The organism is Staphylococcus sp. HMSC071G07 (assembly GCF_001811435.1).
Classification (GTDB): Bacteria; Bacillota; Bacilli; order Staphylococcales; family Staphylococcaceae; genus Staphylococcus; species Staphylococcus pettenkoferi.
In genome coordinates, this window is record NZ_KV804783.1 from 42,420 (window position 1) to 57,110 (window position 14,691).

General features: G+C 38.4%; 18 protein-coding genes. 12 read left to right on the forward strand and 6 right to left on the reverse strand.

Going from position 1 to position 14,691, the window contains the following annotated elements; genetic code table 11:
- Positions 1 to 241: 241 nt before the first annotated feature.
- Both HMPREF2802_RS08990 and HMPREF2802_RS08995 read right to left on the reverse strand, forming a co-directional pair.
- Positions 242 to 1,441 (reverse strand): putative multidrug effflux MFS transporter TcaB, encoded by a 1,200-nt coding sequence (locus HMPREF2802_RS08990; protein ID WP_002471386.1) that lies wholly within the window; start codon positions 1,439 to 1,441, stop codon positions 242 to 244.
- A 42-nt stretch (positions 1,442 to 1,483) separates the two neighbouring features.
- Positions 1,484 to 2,644: a glycerate kinase gene (locus HMPREF2802_RS08995; RefSeq protein ID WP_070503801.1), complete on the reverse strand. Its 1,161-nt coding sequence runs from the start codon at positions 2,642 to 2,644 to the stop codon at positions 1,484 to 1,486.
- A gap of 271 nt (positions 2,645 to 2,915) precedes the next feature.
- On the opposite strand from HMPREF2802_RS08995, the gene HMPREF2802_RS09000 reads away from it, so the two are divergent.
- On the forward strand, positions 2,916 to 3,299 hold the full coding sequence (locus tag HMPREF2802_RS09000) for a GtrA family protein (RefSeq protein ID WP_002471385.1): 384 nt from the start codon (positions 2,916 to 2,918) through the stop codon (positions 3,297 to 3,299).
- 199 nt (positions 3,300 to 3,498) lie between these two features.
- Complete coding sequence (locus HMPREF2802_RS09005; RefSeq protein ID WP_049409790.1) at positions 3,499 to 4,371, forward strand: cation diffusion facilitator family transporter; 873 nt, start codon at positions 3,499 to 3,501, stop codon at positions 4,369 to 4,371.
- Positions 4,372 to 4,489: 118 nt separating this feature from the next.
- Here the strand turns inward: HMPREF2802_RS09005 and HMPREF2802_RS09010 are convergent, their stop codons facing one another.
- Complete coding sequence (locus tag HMPREF2802_RS09010; protein WP_070503804.1) at positions 4,490 to 4,855, reverse strand: aggregation-promoting factor C-terminal-like domain-containing protein; 366 nt, start codon at positions 4,853 to 4,855, stop codon at positions 4,490 to 4,492.
- Between the two features lie 336 nt (positions 4,856 to 5,191).
- On the opposite strand from HMPREF2802_RS09010, the gene HMPREF2802_RS09015 reads away from it, so the two are divergent.
- From HMPREF2802_RS09015 to HMPREF2802_RS09025, 3 genes are all read left to right on the forward strand, one after another.
- Positions 5,192 to 5,878: a 2,3-diphosphoglycerate-dependent phosphoglycerate mutase gene (locus tag HMPREF2802_RS09015; protein ID WP_070503807.1), complete on the forward strand. Its 687-nt coding sequence runs from the start codon at positions 5,192 to 5,194 to the stop codon at positions 5,876 to 5,878.
- A gap of 237 nt (positions 5,879 to 6,115) precedes the next feature.
- Positions 6,116 to 7,576 carry an MDR family MFS transporter gene (locus HMPREF2802_RS09020; protein WP_070503810.1) on the forward strand — a complete coding sequence of 487 codons (1,461 nt, stop codon included), beginning with the start codon at positions 6,116 to 6,118 and terminating at the stop codon, positions 7,574 to 7,576.
- 73 nt (positions 7,577 to 7,649) lie between these two features.
- A complete protein-coding gene (locus HMPREF2802_RS09025; RefSeq protein WP_070503813.1) occupies positions 7,650 to 7,994 on the forward strand; it encodes an ASCH domain-containing protein in 345 nt (114 codons plus the stop codon).
- Between the two features lie 112 nt (positions 7,995 to 8,106).
- Here the strand turns inward: HMPREF2802_RS09025 and HMPREF2802_RS09030 are convergent, their stop codons facing one another.
- Entirely contained in the window at positions 8,107 to 9,351 is a 1,245-nt protein-coding gene (locus HMPREF2802_RS09030) for an aminoacyltransferase (RefSeq protein WP_070503816.1), read from the reverse strand.
- A gap of 272 nt (positions 9,352 to 9,623) precedes the next feature.
- On the opposite strand from HMPREF2802_RS09030, the gene HMPREF2802_RS09035 reads away from it, so the two are divergent.
- From HMPREF2802_RS09035 to HMPREF2802_RS09045, 3 genes are all read left to right on the forward strand, one after another.
- Positions 9,624 to 9,998: a cystatin-like fold lipoprotein gene (locus tag HMPREF2802_RS09035; protein ID WP_049407873.1), complete on the forward strand. Its 375-nt coding sequence runs from the start codon at positions 9,624 to 9,626 to the stop codon at positions 9,996 to 9,998.
- Between the two features lie 18 nt (positions 9,999 to 10,016).
- A complete protein-coding gene (locus HMPREF2802_RS09040) occupies positions 10,017 to 10,640 on the forward strand; it encodes a DsbA family protein (protein ID WP_070503819.1) in 624 nt (207 codons plus the stop codon).
- Between the two features lie 252 nt (positions 10,641 to 10,892).
- On the forward strand, positions 10,893 to 11,408 hold the full coding sequence (locus HMPREF2802_RS09045) for a YceI family protein (RefSeq protein ID WP_070503822.1): 516 nt from the start codon (positions 10,893 to 10,895) through the stop codon (positions 11,406 to 11,408).
- Between the two features lie 63 nt (positions 11,409 to 11,471).
- Here HMPREF2802_RS09045 and HMPREF2802_RS09050 read toward each other — a convergent pair whose 3' ends face one another.
- Positions 11,472 to 12,224, reverse strand: a complete 753-nt coding sequence (locus HMPREF2802_RS09050; protein WP_070503825.1) for a hypothetical protein — start codon at positions 12,222 to 12,224, stop codon at positions 11,472 to 11,474.
- On the reverse strand, positions 12,217 to 12,555 hold the full coding sequence (locus HMPREF2802_RS09055) for a PadR family transcriptional regulator (RefSeq protein ID WP_070503827.1): 339 nt from the start codon (positions 12,553 to 12,555) through the stop codon (positions 12,217 to 12,219). Before HMPREF2802_RS09055 ends, HMPREF2802_RS09050 begins: the two co-directional genes overlap by 8 nt.
- Positions 12,556 to 12,865: 310 nt before the next feature.
- Here HMPREF2802_RS09055 and HMPREF2802_RS12375 point away from each other — a divergent pair, with 310 nt between their 5' ends.
- From HMPREF2802_RS12375 to HMPREF2802_RS12175, 4 genes are all read left to right on the forward strand, one after another.
- Entirely contained in the window at positions 12,866 to 12,970 is a 105-nt protein-coding gene (locus tag HMPREF2802_RS12375) for a putative holin-like toxin (protein ID WP_371091356.1), read from the forward strand.
- A gap of 479 nt (positions 12,971 to 13,449) precedes the next feature.
- Positions 13,450 to 13,530: a putative holin-like toxin gene (locus tag HMPREF2802_RS12380; protein WP_219716237.1), complete on the forward strand. Its 81-nt coding sequence runs from the start codon at positions 13,450 to 13,452 to the stop codon at positions 13,528 to 13,530.
- A gap of 369 nt (positions 13,531 to 13,899) precedes the next feature.
- A complete protein-coding gene (locus tag HMPREF2802_RS09060) occupies positions 13,900 to 14,379 on the forward strand; it encodes an SRPBCC family protein (RefSeq protein WP_070503829.1) in 480 nt (159 codons plus the stop codon).
- A gap of 71 nt (positions 14,380 to 14,450) precedes the next feature.
- Entirely contained in the window at positions 14,451 to 14,633 is a 183-nt protein-coding gene (locus HMPREF2802_RS12175; RefSeq protein WP_308409853.1) for a hypothetical protein, read from the forward strand.
- The last annotated feature ends 58 nt before the right edge of the window (positions 14,634 to 14,691 follow it).

Sequence of the window (14,691 nt, forward strand, 5' to 3'; positions counted from 1 at the left end):
TCTAGTATTTAGCATTTTAGAAAGAATGATATTAAATTACAGAATACATGCAATACAAGTTAAGGGGGATGGCGCGACTCCTGCAGGAATAGCATGCGTCTTGAGACTACAGGCTCAAGCCATGCCTGCGGAAAGCGTCGCCACCCCCAATACGAAGTATTGCAAATTAGGAACAAACACCATATTCCTACGAATACAAATTAGTACAACACACTACAATCCTACCAACACACATTTCACCTTAACCTAAACGACTACGCCGCACATTCAACATCACCTGCAACGCCACAATCAACACAGACGTCACAAGCAACAAAATCACATACGGCTGCACACTATTCTCCCCCTGAATACCAACAAGCGGACTCACAGCACCACCCAAGATAAACTGGAACAAGCCCAGCAAACTCGAAGCATTACCACTACCGCCCGAACGCGACTCCATCGCCAACGCAAAACTCAACGGGCCAATCCCCGTCACCGGACACACATTCAAGAAGAAACCAAAGATTAACAGCCACAACGGCAAATGCGCCGTCACCGAAGCAATAATCAGCGCCACACCCGCCATCTGCACAATCGTCAACGTAATCAACAACGTCAAACGGTTAAAATACTCAACCAACAACGCAGTCAGCTGACTAATAATAATTAAACCAATACCATTCATCGTGATAATCACACTAAACTTCTGTGGCGATAAATGATACATATTCGCCGTAATAAACGGTGCCGCCGAAGCAAAGCTAAACAACATAACATACGTTAAACCTTGAATAAACATTGGCAATAAGAAGCTCGGTTTCTTTAATAACGTTCCATAATCCTGAATGATTTCAGGGAAATTCAAGCGCGCTACATTCTGTTCGCGCGTTTCTTCCATTTTATAACCAGCAAGTAGTAGAATAATTAAACTAATCACCGCAAGAAGCACAAAGATCGCTTTCCAGTTTCCTAGTGTAAGCGCATAGCCTCCGAGTAGCGGCGCGATAATAGTGACAATACCATTAACGACGAGCAAAGCAGAAATAGACTTCGCCAGTTTCGTTCCTTCTTGCTTATCACCGACAGACGCTTTCGCGATAACGATAGCGCCACCACCTGTCATCCCTTGGATAAAACGCAAGATTAAGAAGAACGGAAGTGTAGATGTAAAGATTGCCACGACTGACGCAATGACATAGATCGCTATAATCGTTAAAGCGACTTTCTTACGTCCAAATGCATCAGACAATGGACCAAAGAGGAACTGTCCGATCGCTAAACCAATCATAGCGGTAGATAAAGTTAATTGGGCTTCCGAAGCAGTGATGTCGAAACTACTTTTCACATTTGTGAGTGAGACATTGTACATATCAATCGTCAGAGGTCCAAATGTCGTCATGATACCTAAGACGATGATGAGCATCAATGGGAAGCGTTGTGAAAGTGGTTGATTCATGAGATTACTCCTTTACACGTGACTAGTCAGAGCGTCACTAAATTAATTGTTACTATTGTAACTTAAATTCAGAATACGTGCTACGTTCTCTGAGGTATATTCTAAATTTAAAGGGCCATTTTTCAAAGCAGTGTCTAAACTCACATTACGCTGTAACATACTGAAAGCCGCAGCAATCCCATGTTCGTACACTGCCTGATAGCCATTACCCAACACGCCATTGATAGCGATGACAGGTACATCATGACGTTGAGCGACTTGTGCCACACCTATAGGCGTCTTGCCATAGATAGATTGGTAATCCATCTGACCTTCACCTGTAATGACGAGATCGGCATCTTTCACGCGATGCTCAAAGTTGGTTTCTTGTAAGACGACTTCAATCCCAGGCGTCAGTTGTGCGTGTAAAAAGGCGAGGAGTGCTGTACCTAAACCGCCAGCAGCACCGGCACCTGGAATATTTTTAACATCTTGAGAAAGATGAGTCGAGATTTGAGAATGATAATGAGCTAACGCTGCTTCAAGTTGAGAGAGCATAGCATCGTCAGCACCTTTCTGACGTCCATATGTATACGTCGCACCGTCCTTACCAAGCAACGGGTTGCGAACATCACAAGCGACGGTAATATCAACTTGTTTCAAACGTGAATCAAGTTGAGAAGTATCGATAGTTTGAATATCAGCTAGTGCTATACCGCCATGTTTAATCGGTTGATGTTGATCGTCTAAGAAATGAATACCGAGTGCACGCATCATGCCGACGCCGCCGTCATTTGTTGCGCTACCTCCAATACCTAGAATAATACGTGTTGCGCCACGGTCTAACGCATCTTGAATTAATTCACCTGTCCCATAGGAAGAAGTACGCGCAGGATTACGTTCTTCTGGGGTTAAGAGATCTAAGCCTGACGCGCTGGCCATCTCAATGACAGCGGTTTGACTATCTGTCGCATAAGCGTAACTACTCATGATTTCACGCATTAATGGGTCATGCACCTCTGCAGTCACACGCTCTGCTTGTAAGGCTTCAGACAATGCTTCTGTCGTTCCTTCGCCACCATCTGCCATAGGAATCAGTGTGTAATCCGTGTGAGCTACTGGATAAACTTTCGCGAAACCGCGTTTGATAGCCTCTGATGCTTCCTTTGCGGACATACTTTCTTTAAATGAATCTGGTGCGATAACAATTTTTTCTAAATTCATAACTTAACCCCCAATCCATACTGCTTGAATTACCGTTCTTGAGTTGCAAAGTAGTTATATCCAGTATAAAGTAATGGGGCACAGAATGAAATGTAGGGCGGTTACAGATTAGTTTTTAGCTATGGTAAAAGTGGGAATAGCTTACTAATATCGACCACGCCGTCTCGATAAGGTGGTATTATATCGTAGTAGAGCTCATCTCTAGAATATTGACATATCAAGCATATCGAGACTGCTATGAACACAATTTAGTCAATGAGGTTATAGTTCAATGAAACTCAATCAATTACATTTAGAAATTATCAAATTTGTTATCGTGGGTGGAATTAATACTTTCAATTATTATGTAGTGTATTTATTGTTACTGAAAGTGTTAAATGTACAGTACTTAGTCAGTCACATCACTGGGTTTATCGTCGCACTCATCATTTCGTATTATCTCAATTGTTATTTCGTGTACAAGGTTCAGCCTACCTTGCGGAAATTTCTACAATTTCCGATTACGCAGTTAGTGAATGTCGGGATGCAAACATTGTTGTTATTCATTTTCGTACGCTTCTTTCATATCAATTCCGTTATCGCGCCATTCGCAGGTTTGATTATTACGATTCCTGTGACATTTATTTTATCGAAGTATATTTTACGCGATCGTTAAGATGAGACGATGCAAAGATGGGTGTGCATAGTTACGAAGACGTTATGATATCAAGTGCAGGAGAGGATAAATCTTTTAGGAGAGGCTAATAAAATTTTTTAACGTTTTATATTAAATAATTTTCCAATAAAAATCGTTGTAAGCGATCAAAGCATGCGTCATAATAGAGTCCTAATCAACTTTAAGGTGGGTGTGAACCATGGGCGAAAGCATGAATTTGAAAGCCGCTCAACGTGGAGCTTATTTAAGTTTAGTCGTTTATATTATACTAGCTGCATTGAAGTATGGCACAGGATTTATCTATCATTCTGCAGCCGTTCGAGCAGACGGTTTAAATAATATGACCGATATCCTCGTCTCCTTAGCAGTCTTGATTGGACTTAAAATCTCAATTAAACCACCTGATCAGAATCACCCTTATGGTCATTTGAAATCTGAGAACATCTCCACGCTCTTAGTCTCATTTATCATTATGTTTGTCGGCGTCCAAGTCCTGATTGAGAATACGCCGAGACTTTGGACAGGAGAACAACACACCCCTAATTTAATGACGATTTATGTCAGTATCATCGGTGGTCTTGTCATGCTGGCTGTCTTTTACTTTAATCATCGTTTAGCACAAAAAACGCAAAGTAGCTCTCTTAAATCAGCATCGAAAGATAATTTATCCGATGCGTTAGTCAGTATTGGTACTGCGGTAGGACTCATTTTCACACAATTTGGCCTTCCTATTGTCGATACGATTATTGCGTTATTGCTTGGTTTACTCATCGTTTATACAGGTTTTGATATTTTACGCGAATCCATCTTTGCTTTAAGTGACGGTTTCAATGAACGGGATTTAGAGTTTTATAAAAGTTACGTGCTCGAGGTTCCTGATGTACTAGATGTGGAAAATATTAAAGGACGCTATTACGGAAGCAGCGTGTTCGTTGACGTGACGATAATCGTGGAAGCTAAATTATCGCTTGAAGCGGCGCATCACATCTGTGACGAAGTAGAGCAACACATGCATGAACGTGGCGTCTCTTACGTCTATGTGCATCCTGAACCTAATAATATTCAAGAGTAATTTGGTAACCTTTGTGGTGGGGAAAATGACGAATCTATCTTTTATAAAAGCAACTCAATATACACATAAAAAAACGAAAGCCGCGTTCGAGTTGGGCTTTCGTTCTTTATTTATAGTATTACCACCAACCGTGAGATTGACGGAATTCAATAGCTTGATCGATTGAACCATAACGTTCTTTAGCGTATTGCACCATGCCTTGCGTTTGTTCAGCTACAGAGCCAGTGCCCCAAGATTCCTTCGTTTGACCTAATCCTCGATAACCTAACTCATTCACTGCATTAGGATCGCCGCCAGATTCAGGCATAACTACATTATCCCAAAGGGCTTTCGTGCCTCCGTTATTGATAAATTCATTGTAAACTGAATCTGTGGATTGTTGTGTCGTTTCAGCTGCATCAGCTGTTTGGCCTTCAGATACTGCACCTACACCAGCTGCAGTGATAGATAAAGTTGCGAATGAAGCGAGTAATAACTTTTTCATAATAAATATCCTCCTATTATGATTTGCGAAATCTATAGAGTTGAATGTCTTGCTCGACTTGCTTAATGATTCAATTTCTTAAATGTGAGTTGTTCTCACCAACACGTTTTACTATAACAGCTCAAATGATGACATGGGTTACATGGAAATTAAAATGTATGCCAGAAATATAAATATCCAAATACAATTATTTCAAAGTATTAACAATGACTGTTAAAGTTATCAATATAACGGGTAAATTTAACAGTAAGGTAACTAAGATGACGTATGAGTATCATCATGTAATAAATTTAATGAAGAGTATCATTCATTTTAAATAAAGAAAGAAGGATTAATATGCCAAAACTCATATTATGTAGACATGGACAAAGTGATTGGAATGCGAAGAACCTCTTCACAGGTTGGGCAGACGTTGACCTCTCAGACCAAGGGCGCGAGGAAGCAATTGAGTCAGGACGTAAATTGAAAGAACAAGGAATCGAAATTGACTACGTGTTCACGTCACTCTTGAAACGTGCGATTAATACGACGTACCACTTACTTGCAGAATCTGATCAACTCTTCCTTCCTGTTGAGAAAAGTTGGCGTTTGAACGAGCGTCATTATGGAGGTCTTCAAGGTCTTAACAAAGATGATGCGCGTAAAGAATTCGGCGAAGATCAAGTACATGAATGGCGTCGTTCATATGATACGGCTCCACCTGAACAAAGTGAAGAACAACGCAATGATTATCTCAACGACCGTCGTTATGAACACTTAGATCGACGCGTGATGCCAGAATCCGAAAGTCTGAAAGATACACTTGAGCGAGTAATTCCTTATTGGAGCGACCAAATATCCCAACAATTGCTTGACGATAAGACGGTTCTTGTGTCAGCACATGGGAATTCACTTCGCGCTTTGATTAAGTATCTTGAAGACGTTTCAGACGAAGACATTGTCGGTTACGAAATTAAGACTGGTAAGCCACTTATTTATGAATTAGACGACGAGTTAAAAGTACAAGATAAATATTATCTATAATTAGATAAATGTAGGGCGATACTTGTGAGAACGTGACTTCTGAGGAGTAGACGCTTTCGACGCTGTCATTTAGGCAGTTGAGGAGCTCGGATACCCATTAAAGAAGGAGACGCATCATGAAGTATCGCTCTATTTTATACATTTTAGAACAAATTGAGTGTATTTGTTGTAGGAAATCTGTATAATGCGTTGATATGACTCAAATGACTTTCTACATATGAAAAAGGAGGACAGCCCATGTCTTTAAAAGCCAAACTGACCATGATTCTCATCATGTTACTCGGCGGGTTCTTTGGACTACTCAACGAGACGCTATTAACGACGGCGCTACCTAGCGTCATGCGTACATTTAACATTGAATATACGCAGGTTCAATGGCTTACCACCGCATTTTTACTCGCAAACGGAGTCGTGATTCCACTATCTGCAATGATCATTCAACGCTATACGACGCGACAAGTCTTTCTCGTAGCGATAGGCATCTTCTTTGTCGGTACGATCATCGCTGGATTTAGTTCGACGTTCACTGTTCTATTAGTTGCGCGAATCGTTCAAGCGCTTGGTTCTGGAATCATGATGCCATTGATGATGACGACGATGCTTGATATTTTCGAACCACATGAGCGTGGGAAATATATGGGGATATTTGGTCTCGTTATCATGCTCGCACCTGCGATAGGACCAACGCTTTCTGGCTATCTCGTAGAGTACTTCAATTGGCGTTCGCTCTTCCACGTGGTGGCACCAATTGCAGCGATTACGTTCTTATTAGCGCTTAAGTTTGTTAAAAATGTAGGTACGAACCGCAAAGTGCCTATCGATATTTTATCGATTGTTCTTTCCGTCTTTGGCTTTGGTGGATTACTTTACGGTACAAGTTCCATTTCACGTGACGGTTGGGATGATCCTATCGTACTCACGACAGTCATTGGTGGACTCATCTTGGTCATCCTATTTATCTATCGTCAGACGAAACTCGAGACACCGCTATTAAACTTTAGTGTGTTTGCGAATAAACAATTTGCTGTAGGGCTCACGATCATGGCCTTTACGATGATTTCCATGATTGGTTCTGAAACCATTTTACCGATGTTCGTGCAGAATATTATGGGTAAACCTGCTCTGGAATCAGGACTCATACTGTTACCAGGCGCACTCGTCATGGGCGTCATGTCCATCGTTGGCGGTATCCTATTCGAGAAATTCGGAGCGAAAGTCCTCGGACTAGTAGGGATGTTAATTGTCATTATCACAACATCTTACTTCGTCTTTATGGACGGCGATAGTTCAGTCGTCGTACTCGCTACAGTTTACGCCATCCGAATGATTGGACTTGCATTAGGCTTGATGCCACTCATGACACATACGATGAACCAACTCAAGCCTGAACTCAACGCTCATGGTTCTTCCATGACGAATACGGTTCAACAAATTTCTGCTTCAATCGGTACGGCCGTGCTCATCACGATTATGTCTCACGTCGCGCAACAATTCAAACCGACGATGAGTGATTACAAAGGTTTAGATAAGAAAGCGATGGCGGCTCAGATTCAACATGATGCCTTGCTCAGTGGTTATCATGGCGCCTTCGTGTTTGCGGTGATTATCTCAATTATTAGTTTCCTTTCTGTGTTTATGTTAAAAGGCAAGAAACAAGCAGATCGCGATGCTGCTCAGAATCGAGCTAAGACGCAGTAGGATAAAAGTGCTATCCGTCAGAATAAGAAACTTGCTATAATGAAGTTGAAATAATCATTTATGGAGGGCCACGATGGAACATAAGATGAGATTATACGACAAACCCTTTCAATTGATGCTTGCAGGAACGAAAACAGTCGAAATAAGATTAAATGATGAGAAACGCCAAGCTGTGCAAAATGGAGATACCATTCAATTCACAAATTTAGAGAATGCAGATCAATCTTTTAAAGTAGAAGTACTAGAGCGTGTACAGTTCGATTCCTTTCAAGAGTTGCTGAAGTATTATGATAATGAAGAAATAGGAGTTCCGGAAGATTATCAACTTTCCCAGAAACTAGCGGAAATTTATCAAATTTATAGCCAAGCGGAAGAACTTGAATATGGCGCTGTGTCCTTTCGAGTGAAGCGAATTTAATTAGGCTCCGTTGTTCAACATATAGAGAGATTAACTAGAAGTGCCCCCTCAATGAATGCGTGAGTTTTCATTGAGGGGGCACTTTATTTAAAACCAAATTTGAAGTTCATTATTATATTTGACGTGCTAATTGACCTAACCGGTAAACACCTGGTTTCACAACTTTAATGAAATCACCGACATATTCTTCGACTTGGGCATTAAAGCCTTTCTTGAACTGTTGCACGCCATAGTCTTCTGCATCTTCTGAGAAATCGCCTGTCACACCGTAGAAGTTGTAACGATCGATTCCGTGGGCTTTCGCAAACTTAATCATTTCCCATTGTAATGCATAAGCACCCATATAGCGGTTGTATGCAGGATTTGAACCGCTAGAGAGATAGTACATTTCGTGGTCATTATATATGTAGACCGCGGAAGCAAGGTTGAGCTCAGTACCATCCGTCTCAATACGTTGTTTCGTTTCATCAATCTTACGCTTTGTACTTTGAATTTGTTGTTCTAATTGTGTGGCTTTCGTCTTCTGTTTTTTAGAATTTGGGCTTTCTTCCAATTGCTTTTGCACATCTTTATACTGTGCTTGAAGTTGTTGCAATTTCACGTCGAGCTTTTGTACGTAATCCTCTAGATTGATATAGGCGAGTTGTAGTAGAATTTGGCCTTCGTACACACGTTGAAGATTGCGATAATACGCTTCGTCGCGGAACGTAAATCCATGCTTCTCTTCAGCCATTTTCATCAGTTCGTAAAATTTCGGCGTTTCGTCTATTGATAATGTGCGAATTTGCACACCCATTTGATCTGTCTTTTTGATATTTCGACGTGTTTGATAGTCCATTTCTTTTAAAAGTTGTTTCTCTGATTTATCTTGTAAATCTAACACTGAAAGCCAGCGAATTTGGCTGATTTTAGAATAGCCACGCGTATATCCTTGATGACGATAACCAAGTTGTTCTAAAGTGCGTATAAGCATCCGACGATCGTAACTTTTAATAATCTCACCATCCGCTGTATGTAGATTCTCTAATATATAAGGATACACACGTACATAAAGGCAGTTATGTTTCTTCAAATAATCTGTAAGTGAACGGAAATAGAAATCAACAAGTTCAATATTTGTATAGTCCATGACAGGACCACGTTGACTGTAGAAATATTTATAGAATTTCAAAGCACGGGCTTCTGAGAATAAACCAGCAGCAATGACTTGACCGTTGTCGTTCTTAACGCCAAGCAGGTGAGCATTACCGTGCTGATGAGTTAAATATCGATAGTTAGCTAAACTTTGTGTATAATGCGAAAAATGGTCTTCCATGTAAGTCGAAAATTCATCTTCTGATAACTGTACAAATTTCATTTCAATCCCCCATGTTTCTCATTCGTATTTTTCGTAAAATAGAGTAGTACAAAAGTAGTCTATCAAATCCGAGAGAACATTACACCTTATTATATAATAAAAGTGTTAATTTTATTTTTACTCTCGGTAAAGATAATTTAAATATTAAATTTAAGTAATAGTATTTTAACTAGATGTGAAAAAGCGTCAGGAAAGTAGAAAACTATTGGCGAAAAACACAGTTATCACTTATCATTACTATACAAGGTATAACAGAAATAGGAGAGATAAGTTTGAAGAGATTGGTATTCACTATAGCAGCTGCAACACTCATCTTAGCAAGTTGTAGCAGCAGTAAATATACGAGCAGCATCGATAAAGCAGTAGATAAACAACAGGCTTACCAACATAAGCTAGCGAAGAGTGAGAAAGGTGACGTAGATAAGAAGTTCGATAAGAACAAAGCGAATATTTACGTCTACGAAAAGGGGAAATACGTTGTGATCGCATACAAGCCATTGCGTGACGATGATGAAGTGCACTATTATGCTTACGAAATTAAAGGCAAGAAAGCTCATTATCAAGAGCACTTTAACGTCAAAGGTTATATGCATAATCATGAAGAAAGCTATAAAGAAGAGAACTTGGATAGTGATGACGCAGATTAACAGAAATCAGGTGAAGTAATGAAGAAAGGGATAGGTTTAATACTTCTCGTCATAAGTACATTGATACTGGTGAGTTGTAATTCACAACAAGACAAAGAGAGTCATTCTTCGCATTATCAGAAAGGGAAAGTGACGATTGTCGAATATGCAGACCTTAAATGTCCTTATTGTAAAAAGGTAGATCAAAACGTCATGCCCAAATTAAAGAAAGACTATCTGCATAATAAAAATGTTGAATACCAATTCGTAAACATGGCGTTTCTCGGTAAAGATTCAATCGTCGGTTCTCGCGCTGAACATGCGGTTAAACGCATTGCACCCGAGAAACATTTACAATTTCTCCATCAACTCTTTGAACAACAACCGAAAGATGAGAAAGCATGGTTAACGGAGAAGCGGTTAGATGCAGAAATTGATAAACTTAATCTTGATGAAGATAAGAAATCACAAATCAAGAAAGCGTATAAGACGAAAGATAGTCAAGCTTGGAAAGATGCCGAGAAAGATCAAGAACGCTATAAGAAACATAAGGTCAAACAAGCACCTACTGTTTATATTAATGGTGAGAAACTTGAAGACCCGTATAAATATGAGAATTATAAAACTAAAATCGATAAAGCCTTAAAAAATAAAGATAAATAGATGGCAAAGCACCAATTTCTATACAGGGCGTGCTGATGAGAAATTAATCATCGCACTCGAGTATGGAAGTTGGTGTTTTTAATTTTGGGGGAATAATGCAAGCGAAGTGAAATAGAATAACTGGAAGTCGAAGTTTTAAGTCATTCGTGAGTAGGGAAGAATACAGTAACAACGTGAGCATCTTCTTTGATATAAAATGAGTATTAGATATAATAAATATATCTCAAAGATATAAAACGAGGAGGAGTTCTAATGACTCAATTTAAATTTGACCCAGCCCATTCTAATGTTGAATTTTCTATCAAGCACTTAGCAATAGCCAACGTGAAAGGTCGCTTCAATGACTTCGATGCAGATATTCAAGGTGATCTTAACGATTTAAGTACGTTGAAAGGTCAGTTCACAATTCAAATTAATTCTATCGACACACGCATTAAAGACCGTGACAATCACTTATTAAGTAGTGACTTCTTCGACGCAGAGCAATATCCAGAAATGACTTTCGAGATTAAAGAAGTATCAGAAGATAAAGTAATAGGCGACGTGACATTGAAAGGTGAGACACAGGAGGAAACGTTCGATCTTCATTACGAAGGTATTAGCAAGAACCCAATGAATGACGCGCAAACAGCTGGTTTTGTTATTAATGGTACGCTTGATCGCGATAAATACGGCATTACTTTTAACCAACAACTTGAAACAGGTGGCTTACTTTTAGGTAAAAATGTACAATTTGAACTTAGTGTAGAGTTCGAAGTTCAAGAATAATTATGTAAATATTAAGAGGAACGATGGCATTGTTTAACCATCGTTCCTCTTTGTTATATCGAATTATTCTTTTCTTTTTCTAAAAGTGATCCAACCACTAATGACGGAGAATAGGAACCAGCCTATTAAAATCAAGATGAGTGAAATCATTGTATAATGTGATCCATAATTTTTACCTGTAGCAAGCATGCCAATAATAGACGGCGCACAGATAATTGCTAATGCAATGGCAGAAAGTTTGTGTTTAACACCTATGAAATATATAGTACACGCTACCCAACAAATGAGACCTAGAATAATACTCGTGCGTGTAGTAGGTTGCCATAACACAGCAAGTGGATGATGCTTAACGAGATAGTTCACACCTAAATAACAAAGAAATAAAAACATAAACCATATTGCGCTACCAATGTAAGCGCCCTTGGAATCTAAATAATGCATAAGTAAGAATTTCAACACATAAAGAGATAAGATGAAACTGAGTACGAAGAAACCAATCTTAAATAGAAATATCAAACTAAGTTGAAAATGTGCATCAAACATGCTCGGTATAATGGTTAAAGCAAGAAAAAATATCAATAGTGAAAAAGCAAATCTATAAATACCTTTAGATAAACGCATTTCTTTAGCGAAGCGGTCTGCATACGATTTCACAGGTTGTTGGATGAGATCGTCAACATTCTCACCATTCTTTTCGGCAGTGGCGAAATGGTCGCGTAATTCTTCGTCCACCGCATTAATTTCATCTTCTTCACGTTCTCGAAATATCAGTTCTAACTTAAGTTTGGTTAGAAAGTCTTCGGCACGTTTATTCAATATCATCGACTCCTTCCATTAAATTATTCATTCCTTGGTTGAGTTGTTTCCATTGATGTTTAAATTGTGCGAGCTCCTGCATTCCTGACTCCGTAATTGAATAATATTTTCTTATGGGGCCGCCATTGTCTGATTTTTTACTAACAGTTGAAACGTAACCTTTCTTATCCAATCTCAACAGAACAGGATAAATACTTCCGAAATTGATTTCAGGAAACTGATGCGCCTTTAGATTATCAAGAATTTCATAGCCGTATGTTTCACCTTGAGAAATTAAACCTAATAATGCGCCATCTAACAGCCCCTTCATCATATGTTTTGAAACTGACATAATATTTCCTTTCGACAACTATCTTTAATTATAAGATAGTAGTTATTTTTTAATTCGTCAATTATCTTATGATAAAAGATAGCAAAGTGAGTAAATATTTTATATTAAACAGAGAAGGCTGACAGATTTTCATCTTCTGTAATAAGCTTCGTGAGCAGTAAAAAATGTGAGTAAAAACGTGGCTTAAAACTTTCCTGGACCTTATGGATTGAATATAATTAAGAGGTAAGCAAGTTGGATAGATGGTGGCTAATCCAAATATAAAGGAGGTCGATGCCTATGCAAGCATCAACTTTACACTTTAGAAAGGATAAGCCTTATGATTACTGTTGAAACCATGTTGCAATTTGGAATTTTCCTTATTGCATGCATTGGCTTAGTAATCAAGATTATTGATTTAAACAATAAAAAATAACCATCCCAACTTTAGTGTTAGGATAGTTACTAACAAATTTTAACGCTACCGTCTTTCGAACGGGCTTACTTGGCACAGGTGTTACTGCACTTGTGCCTTTCTTTAATTAAAGTATACCCTGTTATGAGTTATATGTAAATCATTATGTATATTTGTATTACATTTGAAAAGAATATGATTTTAATAAGGTGAGCTAATTTAAAATACTTTAGATTAGTCATCTTATTAATTAATTTAAGCAATAAAAAATAACCATCCTAACTTTAGTGTTAGGATGGTTACTAAAATGTATCTAATGCTACCGTCTTTCGAAAGGGCTTATTTGGCACAGGTGTTCCCGCACTTGTGCCTTTTTCAACTTAGCTATTGAGCTTCATTTATTCATAAAGCAAGTTGGATAGATATTAAGTCATCTTATTATAGAGGAGAGTGAGGCTTATGAAAGCATCAACCTTATTCTTTAGAAAGGAAAAGCCAACATGATTACAATTGAAACTATGTTGCAATTTGGAATTTTCCTTATTGCATGCATTGGCTTAGTAATCAAATTGTTGATTTAAACGACAAAAAATATCTACCCAACTTTAAGCAAGTTGATGATGTTAATCAATAAAGTGTCTATTAGTCGGTATGACTAACATCTACGTTATTGATCTTGACTAAAGTATACTCTATCCACAGATGATTGTAAATTATAAACATAATTTATATTATAATTCACGTAGGATTATTGAACGAGTTACTATAATTTATTTATCTTATCCAGGCTTCTGCACTCACAATAAATTCCTCCGCAAAAAATCTCACTATTTCTTTCCACTCCTTATGTCTGATTTACCACAAAACGGGAAAACAACGAATAGACTTAAGAATTCTTAAATAAATAAGATCACATTTTACAAAATTATATATACAAGGAGGACATCGCCGTGGGTATCGAAGTAGATCGTAATAAAATTATTTTTAAAAGAAATTTCAATGCAAGCCCTGAAGATATCTTCAAAGCTTATACAAACAAGGATTTATTTGAACAATGGTTCCATCCAGAAAATGGTACGACGAAAGTGTATCGATTCGAAGTTCAAGAAGGTGGTGAAGGTTTCTTCTCAATTGAAACACCTCAAGGAAAGAGTTACACCGTGACAAAATATCAAGAATTTGATCAGCCTACTTATATTGCGTATGAAGACTATTTCGCAGATGAGAATGGCAACATCAATAAAGAAGTACCAGGAATGTACAATACGGTACAGCTCAACGATATCGGCCAAGGAGTGACGGAACTCGTTGCGACATCTGAATTGCCGAACGCTGAAATGGTTCAACAGATGGTAGATATGGATCTTGAAGCAGGCATGAATAGTACATTCGATAATCTAGAAACATTGTTACGCAACCCATCTTCATAAATTAGTCGAAATTGTTTATTAAATGATATAGGTTCTCACTTGAAAACGGTGTATAATGGGTGTGAAAAGAGGTGAAGGGCTTGACTAAACGTTACATCAAAGTCTTAGTGCTTTACGTGCTAAGTACACTCATACCAACACTTGTGACATGTAAACTTGATGGGAAACCATTCCTCAAATGGACTGTTCGTACGTTAGCAGGATATGGGCTTTTCGCATACGGTTTACGTCTTTTCTCTAAATTTAAAAAGTAATCTAAGTACACAATGATATCTTAATCATGTACTTAATTGAAGTCGACCTCTGAGATGG

Excerpts from the sequence above, each read along its gene's own strand:
- HMPREF2802_RS09005 (WP_049409790.1), top strand. The coding sequence starts at position 3,499 with ATGGGCGAAAGCATGAATTTGAAAGCCGCTCAACGTGGAGCTTATTTA.
- HMPREF2802_RS09020 (WP_070503810.1), top strand. The coding sequence starts at position 6,116 with ATGTCTTTAAAAGCCAAACTGACCATGATTCTCATCATGTTACTCGGC.
- HMPREF2802_RS09015 (WP_070503807.1), top strand. The coding sequence starts at position 5,192 with ATGCCAAAACTCATATTATGTAGACATGGACAAAGTGATTGGAATGCG.
- HMPREF2802_RS09045 (WP_070503822.1), top strand. The coding sequence starts at position 10,893 with ATGACTCAATTTAAATTTGACCCAGCCCATTCTAATGTTGAATTTTCT.
- HMPREF2802_RS09040 (WP_070503819.1), top strand. The coding sequence starts at position 10,017 with ATGAAGAAAGGGATAGGTTTAATACTTCTCGTCATAAGTACATTGATA.
- HMPREF2802_RS09055 (WP_070503827.1), bottom strand. The coding sequence starts at position 12,555 with ATGTCAGTTTCAAAACATATGATGAAGGGGCTGTTAGATGGCGCATTA.
- HMPREF2802_RS08995 (WP_070503801.1), bottom strand. The coding sequence starts at position 2,644 with ATGAATTTAGAAAAAATTGTTATCGCACCAGATTCATTTAAAGAAAGT.
- HMPREF2802_RS12380 (WP_219716237.1), top strand. The coding sequence starts at position 13,450 with ATGATTACAATTGAAACTATGTTGCAATTTGGAATTTTCCTTATTGCA.
- HMPREF2802_RS08990 (WP_002471386.1), bottom strand. The coding sequence starts at position 1,441 with ATGAATCAACCACTTTCACAACGCTTCCCATTGATGCTCATCATCGTC.
- HMPREF2802_RS09030 (WP_070503816.1), bottom strand. The coding sequence starts at position 9,351 with ATGAAATTTGTACAGTTATCAGAAGATGAATTTTCGACTTACATGGAA.
- HMPREF2802_RS09025 (WP_070503813.1), top strand. The coding sequence starts at position 7,650 with ATGGAACATAAGATGAGATTATACGACAAACCCTTTCAATTGATGCTT.
- HMPREF2802_RS09000 (WP_002471385.1), top strand. The coding sequence starts at position 2,916 with ATGAAACTCAATCAATTACATTTAGAAATTATCAAATTTGTTATCGTG.
- HMPREF2802_RS09010 (WP_070503804.1), bottom strand. The coding sequence starts at position 4,855 with ATGAAAAAGTTATTACTCGCTTCATTCGCAACTTTATCTATCACTGCA.